Raw genomic sequence first — 16,551 nt, 5'->3', positions numbered from 1 at the left:
TAACCGTTGAATTTTACGCGTGTCAATTTATCAATTGACATTGATTGTTTTCGGCGATAATTCCGTCGCCGATAGGAAGCGGTCTGCGCGTCTCGGAGGAATGGATGAACAGTCGTCACACGCTCGCGCCGGAATCCTTCGGGCCGACCATCACGATCGGCGAGATTCTGGTGGAAATCATGGCGACGACGGTCGGCGACGGGTTCCGCGAGGCGCAGTCGCTGATCGGGCCTTTCCCGAGTGGCGCGCCGGCCATCTTCATCGATCAGGTCGCCAAGCTTGGTGGCGCCTGCGGGATCGTCTCGGCCGTCGGCGACGACGATTTCGGCCGGCTGAATGTCGAGCGTTTGGAGCGCGATGGCGTCGATGTCTCCGCCATCGCCGTCTTGCCGGACATGCCGACCGGCAGCGCCTTCGTCCGCTACCGGCCGGATGGTGCCCGTGACTTCGTTTTCAATATCGCCAAGTCCGCCTCCGGTTGCACCACCATGACCGAAACCGCACGGGCCCTGATCGCGCGGGCCGGGCATGTGCATGTCATGGGCTCTGCTTTTGCCATTCCCGGCATCGCGCCGGTCCTGCTCGACGCCGTGTCGATCGTGAAGGCGCGTGGCGGCTCGGTCTCCTTCGATCCCAATATTCGCAAGGAGTTGATGGGCGGGGAGGGCAAAAGGCAGCTTGAGGACATGCTTGCCGTCACCGACCTGTTGCTGCCATCCGGCGAGGAGCTTTCGCTGGCCGCCGGTATCGACGGCGAGGCCGAGGCGATCGACAGCCTGCTGTCGCGCGGCATTTCGGAAATCGTCCTGAAGCGGGGACGGGAGGGCTCGTCCCATTACAGCCAAAACCACGGCGCGCTTCATGCGCCGGCCTTCGTCGTCGAGGAGGTCGATCCGACCGGTGCCGGCGACTGTTTCGGCGCCACTTATCTCACCTGCCGCCGCAAGGGACATTCGCCGGAACAGGCGCTGCGCTACGCCAATGCCGCCGGCGCGCGCAATGTGACGAAACAGGGGCCGATGGAAGGCACGTCATCCTTTTTCGAACTCGATGAATTTATCGCAACGACCCGATCGGAGGTTTCGCCATGAGCACGCTTCTTCTGGATCTGGCCAAGGCCCGTAGTGAAGGCCAGCCGTTCGGCATTACCTCGGTCTGTTCCGCCCATCCGACCGTGTTGCGCGCCGCCATCCGCCGCGCGAAAGTGACACAGCGTCCGGTGCTGATCGAGGCGACCTGCAATCAGGTCAATCATCTCGGCGGCTATACCGGCATGGCGCCGGTCGATTTCGTCGATCTGGTCGAGACGATCGCGCAGGAGGAAGGACTCGATTTGAGTCTGCTGATCTTCGGCGGCGACCATCTCGGCCCGAATCCCTGGCGCAACGAAGCACCCGATATCGCCATGGAAAAAGCAAAGGCTATGGTCGAGGCCTATGTCGCGGCGGGTTTCGGCAAGATTCATCTGGATGCATCGATGGCCTGCGCGGGCGATGCTGCGGCCCTTGATGACCGGACGATCGCAACGCGGGCGGCAGCCCTCTGCCAGGTTGCGGAGACCGCCGCGAAAGCGAGCGAACGTCCGCTTCCCGTCTATATCCTCGGAACCGAGGTTCCGGTTCCCGGCGGCGCCGATCATGTCCTCGATACGGTCGAGCCGACATCGCCGGATGCAGCGATATCAACGATCGCGATCCACCGCGAGGTCTTCGAAGCGGCCGGCCTTCAAGATGCCTTCGCCCGCACCATCGCCTTCGTCGTCCAGCCCGGCGTCGAATTCGGCAGCGACAATGTCATCGTCTACGATCCGCCCAAGGCGGCGGGCTTGGCGGCCGTGCTCGACAATTATGACAGTCTGGTCTTCGAGGCCCATTCGACCGACTACCAGCCCGAAGCAGCGCTTGCCGCACTGGTGCGCAACGGTTTTCCGATCTTGAAAGTCGGCCCCGGCGTCACCTTTGCCTATCGGGAAGCGCTTTACGCTCTCGACATGCTGGCCGGCGACCTGGTTCCCGGTTATGGCGAACGGCCGTTGCGCAACGCGATGGAAGCGCTGATGACCGGGCATCCGCAGGACTGGCGAGGTCACTACCATGGCGACGAGGCGGCCCTGCGGCTGCAGCGCCATTACAGCTATAGTGATCGCATTCGTTACTACTGGAACAGGCCGGAGGCGCTCGCCGCCGTCGATTCCCTGTTTCGCGCGCTGGAAAATGTGGCAATCCCGGAAACACTGATCCATCAATACTTCCCGCAGTTTGATGCGCGCGACCTCAGCGGACGGTCCGTCGAGGATATCCTGATCGCAGCGGTCGATGCCGTGCTGGGGATCTACGACCGGGCGGTCCATCAAGACAGCTCTCAAAGCCCTGCAATGCCTGCGTGATCGGCAGCCGGCCGGAACACCTGAAGCTATCGACCATCCGGCTCCTGAAGGGCGGCGGGTTTGCCGTCAACCACGGTGATAACGTCTTCCTCGCTCCAGACGAAGGGCGCATCCACAGGTTCGATCAAAGCAGCAGGGCAATCAGAGAATGAGGATGGGCGGAAAAAGCGGGCGTTAGCGTAAGCCAAACTCCCGGTGGGAACGGCGCATCTTGGCCGGGCTGACGTGATAGGTGCGCTTGAACCAGTTCACCAGATGGGCGCTGTCGGTAAAGCCGCATTCATAGGCGATCTGGGCGATCGACCGGTCGCCGTTGAGCACCATCCATTTCGCCGCCTTGAGCCGCATCTGCCGCCAGTATTGGCTCGGCGCGACTTTCAGGTGCTTCTGGAACAGGCGCGAGAGTTCGCGCTCCGACGTGCCGACGCTGCTGGCGATCTCGGCGATCGTACACAGTTCGTACATCTTGTGCCGCATCAGGCCGATCGCGTTGGCGACCCGTCGGTCCTGGCATTTGAGGCCGATATCGAGTTCCTCGACCGCGCCTTCCTTCTCATAGCCATGATCGCCGAGAATATAGTGAAATGCCTTGTGGGCCCGCGATTCTCCGCAGGCACTCGACACGAGATACATGGCGAGTTGCACCGAGGCCAGCCCGCCGGGGCAGGTGATGATATTGCCGTCGATGACGACCGGCAAGTCCGACACCGGGGTAATGTCCGGAAAGCTCTGCCGCAGCGGCCCCGCCAGCGAGAAATGCACGGCACAGCGTTTTCCAGCGAGCAGCCCCGCCTCGGCGAGCACGAAGCTTCCCGAACAGTTTCCGGCCACCGGAACACCTAAGCCAGCGGCGCGGATGATGAATTCGTAGAGTTCCGACGGGATTTCATGATCGGCATGCAGGATGCCGCCATGCACGACGATGACGTCGTAGTCGCGTGGATCCGGATAGACCCTGGTCGGCTTCAGTTCGAGGCCGCAGCTTGAGCGGATGGGGCCGAGATCGTGCGACAGCAGGTCCCAGTCGCAATAGATGCGCCGGCTGAAGTCGCCTTCGTCGCCCGCCAGCCGCAGGAAGTCGGTGAAGCAGGCAAGCGGCATCAGGGTGAAATTCGGCGTGGCGACAATGCCGACGCGCAGGGGGGATACGGCATCGGGAGCCGCCTTGCTCGGCCCAAGCTGCGAATAGTCGCGTTGCAAGTGGCAAGTCTCCGAACTGCATAGGAATTTGTCCGAAATATACAATACGGCGATGCGCAACGCAAATAGCATCGGCCCGTTGGTCACGGTTCGGACATGCGCGCTCGGGAAAAGCGGCATCGTCTCTGGAGCGGACGTGAATCCGCAACGGCAGGGAAGGAAATGCGATGAGAGGCTTTTCGGAGTGACTATCGTCCGTGTCAGTGAACAAAAAATTGTAAATATCGGACCGGGCTTTGTTGTCGCCAGCGCCCCGCCGTCAACAAACGGCGATTGCCTGCGAACACGGCCAACAGGATAACCGCCAGTCCCTGAAAAACCCTGTGGCGCTGACCAGTTGCAGCGCTTTCATCTTGAGCTGCTCCTCCCTGAAACAGGTTTCACCATGACCAACGCCTTCCCCAGGACCTTCTCCGAAATCAGCCTTGCCGGCCATAGGCTGCGCAACCGCATTGTCTTCGGTGCCCATACCGCCAACATGTCGGTCGATGGTCTGCCGGGCGACCAGACGATCGCCTATTATGTCGAGCGTGCGATCGGAGGTGCTGCGATGATCGTCGTCGAGCCGATGCCGATCCATCCGGCGGCGGTTCTGACGCGCGGCAACTTCCGCACCTGCGACGATTCGGTCATTCCCGCCTTCAGGAAGCTGACGGAGAGTGTCAAGCAACATGGCGCGGTCATCGTCCAGCAGCTCTATCATGTCGGCAGCCATGGGGATTCGGACCTGTCGTTTCACGCCCACTGGTCGCCCTCGGGCGGACCGAGCTATCACGACAGCGATGGCTCGCATGCCATGACCGAGGCGCAGGTCGAGGAGACCATCGATGCCTTCGTCAAGGCGGCGCAGCGCTGTCAGGCGGCCGGGTTCGACGGCGTCGAGGTCTGGGCGGCCTATGGCGGCCTCGTCGACCAGTTCTGGACGCCGTTCCACAACAAGCGCGAGGACAAATGGGGCGGCAGCCTCGAAAACCGCACGCGGTTTTCGCGCGAAATTCTCAGCCGTATCCGCCGGCTCTGCGGCCCGGATTTCATCGTCGGCCTGACGGTGAGCGACGAACCGGGCTGTCCCACCGCGCTGACGCGCGACGAGATCACCGAGATCGTCGCGGGGCTCGATGCCGACGGGCTGATCGATTACGTCACCTGCGGCTCCGGCGGTTACTTCGACTTCGGCAGCCTGATGCCGACATTCCTCTATCCCGAGCGCCTCGGTATCGAACTTTCCGCGCGGCTGAAAAAGGTCGTCACGCATGCGCTGGTGACGGCGGAAAGTCATATCCGGACACCCGAAAATGCCGAAATCACGCTGGGCGAGGGCGTTGCGGACCTCGTCTCCATCGTGCGCGGCCAGATCGCCGATCCGCATCTTGCCAACAAGGCGCGCCGGGGCGCGCCCGAGGATATTCGCGGCTGTCTCTCCTGCAACCAGATGTGCTGGGGACGCCGCTCGCGCGACTACTGGATCAGCTGTCTGATCAATCCCTCGGTCGGCCGCGAGGCGGAATGGGGCGGAGACCGGTTCGAGCCGGTCGCTGATCCACAATCCGTGCTCGTCGTCGGTGGCGGTCCAGCCGGACTGGAGGCCGCCCGTGTCGCCGCTGAAAGAGGGCACCGGGTCATTCTTGCGGAAGCATCCGACCGGCTGGGCGGCGCCTTCCGGCTCGCCGGCGAACAGCCGAGGCGCGCCCAGATCCTCGACCTGATCGGCTGGTATGAAACGCGCTTCGCCAAGCTCGGCGTCGAGGTACGGCTGAACAGCTATCTCGAAGGCAGCGATGTCGCCGGGATCGGCGCCGATGTCGTCATCCTGGCGACCGGCTCCCTGCCGCAGGAAAACGGTTTCCAGAAGGCGACGCCCCACCGGGCCGAACTCGACGGATTGGCACGCGGCAACGTGTTCTCGGCCGAAAGCGTCATGGCGCGCCAAGCGCGGGTTGGAAACAGGGTGGTCCTGCTCGATGAAACCGGCGGATGGAAAGGGTGCGGAACGGCGTGGAAACTGGCCGAACAGGGCCACCAGGTCGTGCTGGTGACGCCGGATCCGCTGGTCGGCAAGGAATTGCAACGCACGTCCGCCGACGCTGCGTTGCGACGGTCGCTGAGCAGGCTCGGAGTGCAGTTTCGCACGGAAACCAGCATCGACAGCTGGCAGGGCAATGCGGCCGTGCTTGTCTCGCACCTGACCGGCGCGACGGAAACGATTCCTGCCGACAGCCTGGTCTTTGCGACAACCAACAGCGCCGCCAACTGGCTGGCGCTGGAACTCGCCGATCTCGGCATCGCCTTCCAGGAGATCGGCGACGGCGTGGCCCCAAGGCAGGCGCCCTATGCGTTTTACGAGGGACGGAAAGCAGGGATGGCGGTCACGGCGAAGAGTGCCGGACAAGTCGCCGAACTTCAGGCCAAGGCGAGCTGAGAAACAGCATGGTCGTCACGAGATAAAGCCCGCGCTGGATGCATTGCGGGCCAGGACACATCGATCACGCCCGGATCGGCAAGATTTTTTACCGTCCAAGCACGCCGCGCATGCAGGAAGAGTTGGCGGAGGCCGCGCATCTGGACCTGTCACGCAGGAACATGGCCATGTATGCCGCGCCTGAGGGTATGCGGATCAGCACGGGGATTTGAGCGGAGCGTTCCCGGCGGTGACGCTTCCCGACACAAAGAAGCAGACGGCGTCATAAATGCTGCGCGGCATCTTGAACGTCTTGGACCTTTGTGCTGCGGGCTCGCCCCCGTTTATGCCTGGAATGAACACGCCGAGATCCTGCAGGCGTTTCGCCTGTTCGCGCGCGCGTGCAACCCGGCCCTCATCGATCGCGCCGGGCATCATCGCCAGCACCGTCAAGCCGACCCCGGGCGACCGGTCGCCAGAGCGAAAGTCCGCGACATCCAGCGACCAGGGACCACCGGACAGGCCGGCTGAAAGCATTTCAACCATGAGCGCGACATTGGCGCCCTTGCGTCCACCGAAGGGAAGGAGGGCGCCGGCCAGCGCCTTTGTGGCATCCGTCGTATCGATACCCTTGGCATCCACGGCCCAGCCCTCGGGGACTGGGCGCCCGTCGGCTGCGGCCGCGACAATGTTGACAAAAGCCGTGGCGCTCGATGCCTGATCGATGATCAACGGCAGCAGGCCGTCGCCGAGAGGAAAGCCGAAGGCAAGTGGATTGGTGCTGTAGACCTTCGGCCCTCCGGGCTTCGCGACAACCATGGGATTGGCGTTCGTCGCTGCGAGCCCGACCAGTCCCCGATCGGCAAGGCGGCGGACGAAATAGCCGAGTTCGCCGGCCGTATAGCTGTTGGTCTGGGTGAAGATGGCGATACCGAACGTGCCGGCGGCCGCGACCAGGTCCTCGAAGGCGAGATCGAAGCCGAGCTGCGCCACGCCCCGGTCCGCATCCGAAGACAGATAAGCGGGGAAGGGGCGGTCGAGCCGGGGCTGCGGATTGCCGTTGATGCGTCCTTCACAAAAGCTGTTGAGATAATCCACCATATGCGGAAAGCCGAGCGTCGGCGGCCCGAAGCGCGCCGCCGACAGCGTGGCATCGACGAGCGAGCGGGCGCTGGGGCGATTGGCCCCAGCATGAAGGCAGGCCTTCATCGCCAGCTCTTCCGCCTCGGCCTGGCCGATTTCGACTGTTTCAGTCATTCCACTCTCCGAAGGGAGGTTCAATGCCTTGGTGTGACCATCGCATTGACGAGTTTTTGGAAACTCGCTGTCCCGACGGTTTCTCCGGCCTGGTCTGTGACGATTGCGTGTGTTGCGTTTGCTGCGGAGAGTGTTCGGACGGCGTCCTCTATGGCGGTGTCGGCGGGGATGGCGGGGCCGTTGGTGGTTTGGCCTGTTGCGGCTTGGTCGATCCTGTCCATGACGGCTTCGACATGAATCACACGGCCGCGGTTGACCTCTCGGACGAAGTTGGCGACGTAGTCGTCGGCTGGGCGCAGCACGATGTCCTGGCTTGTGCCCTGCTGGATGACCTCGCCGTCGCGCAGGATGGCGATCTGGTCGCCGAGGCGCAGCGCTTCGTCGAGATCGTGGGTGATGAAGACGACGGTCTTTTTGATCTCCCTCTGCAGGTCGAGCAGCACGCTCTGCATGTCCATGCGGATCAGCGGATCGAGCGCCGAATAGGCCTCGTCCATCAAAAGCACCGGTGCGTCGTTGGCGAGCGCCCGGGCAAGACCGACGCGCTGCTGCATGCCGCCCGACAGCTGGTTGGGATACTTTTGCTCGAAACCCTTGAGACCGACCCGCTCCAGCCAGCGCATGGCGATGTCGAGGCTCTGCCGGCGGGAAATGCCCTGGATCTCCAGCCCGAAGATGGTGTTGTCGAGCACGCTGCGATGGGGCAAAAGCGCGAACTTCTGGAACACCATGGCCGTCTGGTGGCGGCGAAACGCGCGAAGATCGTTCTCGTTCATCCGGCAGACATCGGTGCCATCGACCAGCACCTCGCCGGCGGTCGGGTCGATCAGCCGGTTGATATGGCGGATCAGGGTCGATTTGCCGGAGCCGGACAGACCCATGATCACCTGGATCGAGCCCGACGGCATCTCGATATTGATGTCGCTGAGGCCCAAAACATGGCCGTGCTTCTCGTTGAGTTCGGCCTTGGTGAGGCCCGCCTTGACCGCTTCGATATGGGAAGCGGCATTGGGTCCGAAGATTTTGTACAGATTGCGAATGCGGATGCCGCCGAAGGCGTGATTATTGACCTCAACCATGGACGACCTCCCTGTGCTTCTGCAGGCGCTTGCCATAGGCCTGGCTGACGCGGTCGAACATGATGGCAATGCCGACAATGGCGAGACCATTGAAGATGCCGAGGGTAAAATACTGGTTGGCGATGGCTTTCAGGACCGGCTGTCCCAGACCCTGTACCCCGATCATCGAGGCAATGACGACCATGGCGAGCGCCATCATGATGGTCTGGTTGATGCCGGCCATGATGGTGGGCAGGGCGAGGGGAAGCTGCACCTTGAACAGCTTCTGGCGACCGTCGGCGCCGAAGGCATCGGCGGCTTCCAGCACGTCGCGGTCGACCAGCCGGATGCCGAGGTCCGTCAGCCGGATCATCGGCGGGATGGCATAGATGACGACGGCGATCAGGCCTGGCACCTTGCCGATGCCGAGCAGCATGACGACGGGGATGAGATAGACGAAGCTCGGCATGGTCTGCATGACGTCGAGGATCGGGCTGATCGTGCGCTGGACGCGGTCGGAGCGCGACATCAGGATGCCGATCGGAAGCCCGATGGCGATCGACATGACGGTGCAGACGAAGATCATCGAGATCGTCCGCATGGTGTCGTCCCACATGTCGAAATAGCCGATCAGCAACAGCGTGACGAGACAGCCGGCGACGATCTTGAGGCTGCGGGTGGCGGCAAAGGCGATGGCGAGGATGATGGCGGTGATGATCGGCCAGGGCGTCTTCAGCATGAAGCGCTCGGCATGGATCAGGAACTGCTGCAGCGGGTAGAAGAGCCCCTCGATCGCATCGCCATAGGCGCGGGTAAAGCCGCGAAAGCCCTCGTCGATCGCCTTCTTCAGGTTGCGCAGGCTGTCGTCGTCCATATGCGGGAATTTGAAAAACCAGTCCATTCCGTTCCCCTTATCGAAAAAGCCGATCGTTCTTTTTGTTGTTCTCGGCAGGTAAAAGCGATGCGCCGCGTGGCGCATCGCCGTGACAGATCATTATGCCTGGATCGTGCCGCTTACAGCGACGCCTCGATCTTCTCGGCGGCCTCCGGCGTGACCCAGGCCTTCCAGACATCCTTGTTCTCTTCGAGGAAGTGCTTCGCGCCATCCTCACCGGACGCCTGGTTGTCGGTCATCCAGGACATCAGCTGGCCGAGCGTCTGGTTGCTCCAGGAGCGCTTCTTCAGATAATCCATCACCTCCGGCCCGGCCTTCTCGGAGAAGGGCTTGGCCACCAGCGTCACGATCGTGTCGACCGGCCAGGCGTTCGGCTTCGGATCAGCGCAGTCGGCCACGGTGTTGCAGCGCTTCCACTCGGCCGGATCGTTGTCGACGCCGTAGTCGAGGCGGACCATCTCGTACTTGCCGAGAAGGGCGGTCGGCGCCCAGTAATAGCCGACCCAGCCTTGCTTGCGCTCGTAGGCCTTGGCGATCGAGCCGTCGAGACCGGCGGCAGACCCCGTGTCGATCAGGTTGAAGCCGGCTTTGTCGCCCTCGAACGCCTTGTAGAGCTGCGCCGTCACCACCGTGCCGCCCCAGCCTTGCGGACCGTTGTAGATCGCGCCCTTGGAACTGTCCTCGCTATCGGGGAAAAGTTCGGGATGCTTCAGCATATCCGGAATGGTCTTGATATCGGGATGGGCGTCGGCGAGATATTTGGGAATCCACCAACCCTGGACGCCACCGTCGGGCAAAGGCGAGCCGACCGTGATGATGCGGCCCTCGTCGGTACCCTTCTTGACGACATCCGGCAGAAGATCGATCCAGGCTTCCGGCGCGATGTCCGGCTCGCCCTTCTCGGCCATGGATGTGATGGTCGGAACCGTATCACCCACCGTGATCTCGGCGCTGCAGCCATAGCCCTCATTCAGGATGATCTTGTCGAGGTTGGAGATCACCTCGGCGCTCTGCCAGTTCATGCTGGCGATCGTCATGCTGCCGCATTCCGCATGCGCCAAAGTCACACCCGACACGCTCCCAAGCAGCAGCCCACTCAATGCTATAACAGTCTTCATGTCCGTTCCCTTTATCTTGTGCGGCTGGTTGGTGCCGGGCGGGACACCGCAAACCCCGCCCAGACCGGGTTCAGGAGGGTTCCCCCATCCGTACCGATTTCTCGAAGGCGGCGGTGAGGCCGCGCGCGACGGCGGCATTAAAGCCCGCCGTCCTCATGGTTTCGATCGCCGCTGCGGTCGTGCCGCGATAATCCAGGAAAGTCCTGACCGTATCGGTCGGACAGTCGTGTCGCTGTTCCAGCAGCCGGCCCGCGCCGACCAGGACTGTGTTGACGGCCCGTTGGGCAATCGCGCGATCGAGGCCATGGGCGATCGCGTCCGCCATCATGGCTTCGGCCAGCAGCGCCGGGAAGGCGGGGCCGGAGCCGGTAAGGCCTGTCAGATAATCGATCTCCGCTTCGGAGCGGACCTCGTCCTCGACGCCGCAGGCGTCAAAGATCGCCCGCACGGCGGCCCGGTCGGCTTCGTCGATATCACCGGTGGCGATCCATGGCGTATAGGACTTGCGCACTTCGGCGGCTGCATTCGGCAAGGTGCGCACTGCGCGACGGGTCTTGTGCTGTTCGCAGATCGCTTCGAGGCGAATGCCGGCCATGACCGAGATGACCAGCTTGCCGGCGGCATCGACCCTGAGCGGCGCCCAGTCGGTCGGGCGAACGGAGAGGATGATGATATCGGAGCGATCGGCCAGCGCCTGATTGTCTGCGGTCCAGAAGGCGCCGGGGAAACAGTCCGGGCGTTCGCTGCGATAGGAGAGCGCGAGGTCTTCGGGCGCCGCAATGCCGGCGTCCAGCACAGCTGTGGCAATCGCTCCGCCCAGCCAGCCGGCGCCGCCGATCACGCCTATTTTCAAACCCCTGCCTGCTGCCACCTTGTCACTCCGGTTTGTATCCATGCCGTGAGAAGAAGCGGTCGAGTTCCCGCTTTTGCGGAACCTCGCCGGTATAGATCGCGATATATTCCGGGATGCGCTTCATGCGCAGCGCGATGTCTTCGCGGGCCTGCATCGAGATGTAGCCGATCTGGACCAGATAGGTCGTCCGGGCCCGAACGTCGGCTTCCGTTTCGCTGTAGCCGAACCGCGTGAACATGCGGGTGATCGCTTCCATTCTCGTCTGGTCTGCCTTCTGCACCTCGGCCAGGATGTCCGGCGATTGTAGTGCCCAGCTGCGCACCGCGAATTCAAACTGGGAATCGAACAGGTCCTTGTTCACCCAGCAATCGAAGACGTTGAGCATCGCCTCGGCCAGCGTGTCCGCATAGGCCTCGGACTGCTTCACCAGGTTGCCGGTGTTCTTGTCCCGCCAGCGCGTGATCAGCGCGCCGAGCAATTCCTCGCGGTCCTTGAAGAACCAGTAGAAGCTGGTCCGGGACAGATTGAGCCGCTTGGCAAGCGGCAGGATCTTCACCGATTCCACGCCGGATTCGAGCAGGGCGTCATAGGCAGCCTCCAGCCACCCCTCCTGGGAGCCACGCCAGCCGCTGTCGTTCGTCGCCTGTTCCATGATTGTCTCCTAACAAATCCATTTCGGCCTGACAAGCAAAATGTACATCTGTGTCGATATTCCGGACTCTTTTGTTTTTGAGTATTGACACATGTGTACATTCTCGATTAGCTTTCATGGCAAAGTCCCCATAGACCGGAGCCCGGCGCATGTCGAACGACCCCCTGCTTCAGCCCTTCCAGCTGAAGCACCTGACCCTCCGCAACCGCATCATCGTCACCTCGCACGAGCCGGCCTATCCCGAGGATGGCATGCCGAAGGGCCGCTACCGCGCCTATACGGTGGAGCGGGCGAAGGGCGGCGTGGCGCTGACGATGACGGCCGGTTCGGCCGCCGTGTCCAAGGACAGTCCGCCGGTCTTCAACAATCTGCTCGCCTACAAGGACGAGATCGTCCCGTGGATCCGGGAAATGACCGACGCCGTGCATGAACAGGGTTCGGCGATCATGATCCAGCTCACCCATCTTGGCCGCCGCACGCGCTGGGACAAGGGGGACTGGCTGCCGGTCGTCGCGCCGTCGCATCATCGCGAGGCCGCGCATCGTTCCTTCCCGAAGAAGCTGGAAGACTGGGATATCGAGCGCATCATCAAGGATTTCGCCGATGCCGCCGAGCGCATGAAGGCCGGCGGCATGGATGGCGTCGAGCTTGAGGCCTATGGCCATCTGATCGACCAGTTCACCTCGCCGCTCACCAATGAACTCGACGGCCCCTATGGCGGCGATCTGGACAATCGCATGCGCTTCTGTTTCGACGTGTTCCGGGCGATGCGCGCGCGCGTCGGCGACGATTTCATCCTCGGTGTGCGCTACACAGCCGACGAATGTCTGCCCGGCGGGACGAACAAGGCCGATGGCCTGGAAATCTCCCGTCGCCTCAAGGATAGCGGCCTGATCGACTATCTCAACGTCATCCGTGGCCATATCGATACCGACCCCGGCCTCACCGACGTCATCCCGATCCAGGGCATGGCGAGCGCGCCGCATCTGGACTTTGCCGGCGATGTCCGCGCCGCGACCAAGTTTCCGACCTTCCATGCGGCGAAAATCCAGGACGTGGCGACCGCACGTCATGCGATCGCGGCCGGCAAGGTCGACATGATCGGCATGACCCGTGCGCACATGACCGACCCGCATATCGTCCGCAAGATCATCGAAAAGCGCGAGGACGACATCCGTCCCTGCGTCGGCGCCAATTACTGTCTCGATCGCATCTATCAAGGCGGTCTCGCCTTCTGCATCCACAATGCGGCGACCGGCCGCGAGGAGACGATGCCGCACCAGATCCCGAAGGCGGAGGTGCGCAGGAAGGTGGTCATCGTCGGCGCCGGCCCCGCCGGTCTGGAGGCGGCGCGTGTCTCGGCCGAACGCGGCCATGAAGTCGTGGTCTTCGAGGCCGCAAACAATCCGGGCGGCCAGATTCGCCTGACGGCGCAAAGCGAGCGCCGCCGCGAAATGATCAGCATCATCGACTGGCGCATGAGCCAGTGCGAGAAGCTTGGTGTTACCTTCCGCTTCAACACTTGGGCGGAAGCCGGTGCCATTACGGCCGAAAAGCCGGATGTGGTGATCATCGCCACCGGCGGCCTGCCGCATACCGACGTACTGACCAAGGGCAACGACCTCGTCGTTTCCTCCTGGGACATCATTTCCGGCGACGTGAAGCCGGGGACCAATGTGCTGGTCTTCGACGATGCCGGCGACCATGCCGGCCTGCAGGCGGCCGAGTTCATCGCCAAGGCGGGCGGCAAGGTGGAGATCATGACGCCGGACCGCTCCTTCGCGCCGGAAGTCATGGCCATGAATCTCGTGCCCTACATGCGCTCGCTACAGAAGCTCGACACGACATTCACCGTCACCTATCGGCTGGAAGCCGCCGAAAGGAGCGGCAACCAGCTGATCGCCCATATTGGCAGTGAGTATGGCGGCGTGGCGAAACAGCAGACAGTCGACCAGATCGTCGTCAATCACGGCACCATCCCGCTCGACGATCTCTATTTCGAGCTGAAGCCGGGGTCAAAGAACCACGGCGAGGTCGCCTATGACGCGCTGATCGCCGGCGCGCCGCAGGTGGTCGAGCGCAATCCGGACGGTGCCTATCAGCTGTTCCGGATCGGAGACGCCGTCGCCGCCCGCAACACACATGCGGCCATCTATGATGCGCTGCGTCTCGCCAAGGATCTCTGACCATGGCGCGAAGCGAGGTCTTGCAGGGTTTTCTGGATGCGGTCCTTGCCGCATTCGATGAGCGCGCGCGCGATCCGCAAGCCCGTGCCTCGCTCGCGCGGATCACGGCGCTTCTTGAGACTGTGAAGCCGGAACGGCCGGATATCGGACAAAGGCTTCCGGTCTGCGACCGCTATCTCGATGCGGCACTGAGGGTAACGACGGGGGATGCGGTGCTCGATCGGCTGATCGGTCGTTTCAAGGCGCTGGAACCCTCACTCGCATGGAAGCTGCGGTCGACCCATGACGGCACGGCGAGCGACAATTTCCTGGAAAGCCATGCCAACACGATGATCGTCGGGCCGGGCGCGCTGGAAGACCGGCGCGATGTCTGGCTCGGGGCGACGCTGATGGCGCCGAACGTGCGCTATCCTGATCACGATCATGCGCCGGAGGAAACCTATCTGGTCCTCTCCGAGGGTGAGTTCATGCACGGCGATTCCGGCTGGTTTTCGCCGGGTATTGGTGGTTCTTTCTATAATGTACCCGGCATTCGCCATGCCATTCGCTCCGGCGACAAGCCGCTTTTCGCCTTCTGGGCTTTGCTGCCCGATCCGCCCAAGCACTGAGGAAACTGCATCATGAAAATCCTGGTCACCGTCAAGCGTGTCGTCGACTACAACGTGAAGATCCGCGTGAAGGCGGATGGGTCTGGTGTCGAGCTTGCGAATGTGAAGATGTCGATGAACCCGTTCGACGAGATTTCGGTGGAAGAGGCCTTGCGGCTGAAGGAGGCCGGCAAGGCCGAGGAAGTCGTGGTGGTTTCGGTCGGCCCGGCCAAGGCGGAAGAGACGCTGCGCACGGCGCTTGCCATGGGTGCCGACCGGGCGATCCTGGTCGAGACTGAAGATGCGGTCGAGCCCTTGGCTGTGGCCAAGATCATCAAGGGCGTTGCGGACGTCGAGCAGCCGGGGCTGATCATCGTCGGCAAGCAGGCGATCGATGACGACAGCAACCAGACCGGCCAGATGCTGTCGGCTTTGCTCGGCTGGGCGCAGGGCACGTTCGCCTCGAAGGTCGAGATCGGCGACGGCAAGGCAACGGTGACCCGCGAGGTCGATGGCGGGTTGCAGACAATCGAGATCAAGCTGCCGGCGGTGGTGACGACGGATCTGCGTCTGAACGAGCCGCGTTATGCCTCGCTGCCGAACATCATGAAGGCCAAGAAGAAGCCGCTCGACAAGAAGAGCCCGGCCGATTTCGGCGTCGACACCGCGCCGCGCCTGAAGGTGCTGAAGACCGAGGAGCCGGGCGGGCGCAAGGCGGGCATCAAGGTGAAGTCTGTCGCCGAACTGGTCGACAAGCTGAAAAACGAAGCCGGCGTGCTCTAGGCCAGACTTGCCCCTCACCCTCACCCTAACCCTCTCCCCGCTCGCGGGGAGAGGGGATTATCGAGGGTGCCGCTTGTCCCTTCGCCCCGTCTTGACGGGGAGAAGGTGCCCGCCATTCTTCTAAAAAAGGGGGCGGATGAGGGGCAAGGCAGCAAATTCGCTGAACACGTCAAGATTATCGAGCGCGGTCTTTGAGACCCTGCATGCTCAAAGGGAGATTACATCATGGCCATTCTTCTTCTGGCTGACCACGACAATGCAACCCTGTCCGACCAGACCGCCAAGGCACTGACGGCGGCTTCGAAGATCGGTGGCGACGTCCATGTTCTGGTGGCCGGCAAGGCTGCCCAAGGCGCAGCCGATGCCGCTGCCAAGCTCTCCGGCGTCTCCAAGGTCCTGCTCGCCGACAGCGACGATCTCGCCAACAATCTGGCCGAGCCCTTAGCCGCTCTGATCGTCTCGCTGGCCGGTTCCTACGACACGATCGTCTCGGCCGCCACCTCGGTCGGCAAGAACGTGTTGCCACGCGTCGCCGCCCTGCTCGATGTGGCCCAGATTTCCGAGATCACCGAGGTCGTCTCGGCGGACACGTTCAAGCGCCCGATCTATGCCGGCAATGCCATCCAGACGGTGCAGTCCACCGATGCGAAGAAGGTCATCACCGTGCGCACGGCCTCCTTCGCGTCCGCTGCCGAAGGCGGCTCGGCCTCGGTCGAGACCATTTCCGCTGCAGCGAACCCCGGCCTGTCGACCCATGTCAAGGATGCACTGTCCTCGTCCGATCGTCCGGAACTGACCTCCGCCAAGATCATCATCTCCGGTGGTCGTGCGCTCGGCAGTTCGGAAAAATTTCAGGAGGTCATCCTGCCGGTCGCCGACAAGCTCGGAGCCGCCGTCGGCGCAAGCCGTGCCGCCGTCGATGCCGGTTATGCGCCGAACGACTGGCAGGTCGGCCAGACCGGCAAGGTGGTGGCGCCGCAGCTCTACATCGCGGTCGGCATCTCCGGCGCCATCCAGCATCTCGCCGGCATGAAGGACTCCAAGGTCATCGTCGCCATCAACAAGGACGAGGAAGCCCCGATCTTCCAGGTCGCCGACTATGCCCTCGTCGGCGATCTGTTCGACATATTGCCGGAACTGCAGAAGGCGCTCTGATATCACTTGCGCCGCCCGCTCGA

At 62.8% G+C, this 16,551-nt stretch carries 14 protein-coding genes and 1 pseudogene; 8 read left to right on the top strand and 7 right to left on the bottom strand.

The window, feature by feature from the left end; all coding sequences use genetic code 11:
• Window positions 1-104 precede the first annotated feature (104 nt).
• Window positions 105-1,091: a tagatose kinase gene (locus ACST81_RS22985; protein WP_438754351.1), complete on the top strand. Its 987-nt coding sequence runs from the start codon at window positions 105-107 to the stop codon at window positions 1,089-1,091.
• Window positions 1,088-2,386 (top strand): D-tagatose-bisphosphate aldolase, class II, non-catalytic subunit, encoded by a 1,299-nt coding sequence (locus tag ACST81_RS22980; RefSeq protein ID WP_438754349.1) that lies wholly within the window; start codon window positions 1,088-1,090, stop codon window positions 2,384-2,386. Before ACST81_RS22985 ends, ACST81_RS22980 begins: the two co-directional genes overlap by 4 nt.
• A 174-nt stretch (window positions 2,387-2,560) precedes the next feature.
• On the opposite strand, the gene ACST81_RS22975 is transcribed toward ACST81_RS22980, so the two are convergent.
• Window positions 2,561-3,586, bottom strand: coding sequence for a GlxA family transcriptional regulator (locus tag ACST81_RS22975; protein ID WP_438754347.1), 1,026 nt, complete (start codon window positions 3,584-3,586; stop codon window positions 2,561-2,563).
• Between the two features lie 385 nt (window positions 3,587-3,971).
• On the opposite strand from ACST81_RS22975, the gene ACST81_RS22970 reads away from it, so the two are divergent.
• Window positions 3,972-6,005 carry an FAD-dependent oxidoreductase gene (locus tag ACST81_RS22970; protein WP_438754345.1) on the top strand — a complete coding sequence of 678 codons (2,034 nt, stop codon included), beginning with the start codon at window positions 3,972-3,974 and terminating at the stop codon, window positions 6,003-6,005.
• A 59-nt stretch (window positions 6,006-6,064) separates the two neighbouring features.
• A pseudogene (locus tag ACST81_RS22965) lies at window positions 6,065-6,217 on the top strand (GntR family transcriptional regulator); the annotation flags it as partial.
• On the opposite strand, the gene ACST81_RS22960 reads toward ACST81_RS22965, so the two are convergent.
• The 6 genes from ACST81_RS22960 to ACST81_RS22935 form a co-directional block, all read right to left on the bottom strand.
• Complete coding sequence (locus tag ACST81_RS22960; protein WP_438754343.1) at window positions 6,201-7,241, bottom strand: Ldh family oxidoreductase; 1,041 nt, start codon at window positions 7,239-7,241, stop codon at window positions 6,201-6,203. The pseudogene ACST81_RS22965 and the gene ACST81_RS22960 overlap by 17 nt on opposite strands.
• A 20-nt stretch (window positions 7,242-7,261) precedes the next feature.
• On the bottom strand, window positions 7,262-8,320 hold the full coding sequence (locus tag ACST81_RS22955; protein WP_438754342.1) for a quaternary amine ABC transporter ATP-binding protein: 1,059 nt from the start codon (window positions 8,318-8,320) through the stop codon (window positions 7,262-7,264).
• Window positions 8,313-9,200 carry an ABC transporter permease gene (locus ACST81_RS22950; RefSeq protein ID WP_438754340.1) on the bottom strand — a complete coding sequence of 296 codons (888 nt, stop codon included), beginning with the start codon at window positions 9,198-9,200 and terminating at the stop codon, window positions 8,313-8,315. Before ACST81_RS22950 ends, ACST81_RS22955 begins: the two co-directional genes overlap by 8 nt.
• Window positions 9,201-9,313: 113 nt before the next feature.
• Window positions 9,314-10,312: an ABC transporter substrate-binding protein gene (locus tag ACST81_RS22945; protein ID WP_438754338.1), complete on the bottom strand. Its 999-nt coding sequence runs from the start codon at window positions 10,310-10,312 to the stop codon at window positions 9,314-9,316.
• 70 nt (window positions 10,313-10,382) lie between these two features.
• Window positions 10,383-11,207 carry a pyrroline-5-carboxylate reductase family protein gene (locus tag ACST81_RS22940; protein WP_438754336.1) on the bottom strand — a complete coding sequence of 275 codons (825 nt, stop codon included), beginning with the start codon at window positions 11,205-11,207 and terminating at the stop codon, window positions 10,383-10,385.
• Window positions 11,188-11,817, bottom strand: coding sequence for a TetR/AcrR family transcriptional regulator (locus tag ACST81_RS22935; protein WP_438754334.1), 630 nt, complete (start codon window positions 11,815-11,817; stop codon window positions 11,188-11,190). Before ACST81_RS22935 ends, ACST81_RS22940 begins: the two co-directional genes overlap by 20 nt.
• Window positions 11,818-11,966: 149 nt before the next feature.
• Here ACST81_RS22935 and ACST81_RS22930 point away from each other — a divergent pair, with 149 nt between their 5' ends.
• The 4 genes from ACST81_RS22930 to ACST81_RS22915 all read left to right on the top strand — a co-directional run bounded on the left by ACST81_RS22930 (window position 11,967) and on the right by ACST81_RS22915 (window position 16,528).
• Window positions 11,967-14,003: an FAD-dependent oxidoreductase gene (locus tag ACST81_RS22930; RefSeq protein WP_438754332.1), complete on the top strand. Its 2,037-nt coding sequence runs from the start codon at window positions 11,967-11,969 to the stop codon at window positions 14,001-14,003.
• Window positions 14,004-14,005: 2 nt separating this feature from the next.
• The gene (locus ACST81_RS22925) at window positions 14,006-14,611 is read left to right on the top strand and encodes a dimethylsulfonioproprionate lyase family protein (protein WP_438754330.1); all 606 of its coding nucleotides are present in this window, start codon (window positions 14,006-14,008) and stop codon (window positions 14,609-14,611) included.
• A gap of 12 nt (window positions 14,612-14,623) precedes the next feature.
• On the top strand, window positions 14,624-15,373 hold the full coding sequence (locus ACST81_RS22920) for an electron transfer flavoprotein subunit beta/FixA family protein (RefSeq protein WP_438754328.1): 750 nt from the start codon (window positions 14,624-14,626) through the stop codon (window positions 15,371-15,373).
• Between the two features lie 225 nt (window positions 15,374-15,598).
• Complete coding sequence (locus tag ACST81_RS22915) at window positions 15,599-16,528, top strand: electron transfer flavoprotein subunit alpha/FixB family protein (protein ID WP_438754326.1); 930 nt, start codon at window positions 15,599-15,601, stop codon at window positions 16,526-16,528.
• Window positions 16,529-16,551: the final 23 nt, after the last annotated feature.

Origin of the sequence: Pararhizobium sp. O133, assembly GCF_051669845.1 — a bacterium.
Taxonomy (GTDB): domain Bacteria; phylum Pseudomonadota; class Alphaproteobacteria; order Rhizobiales; family Rhizobiaceae; genus Pararhizobium.
The sequence above is the reverse complement of the archived record's forward strand: the minus strand, read 5'-3'. Positions and strand labels throughout refer to the sequence as shown.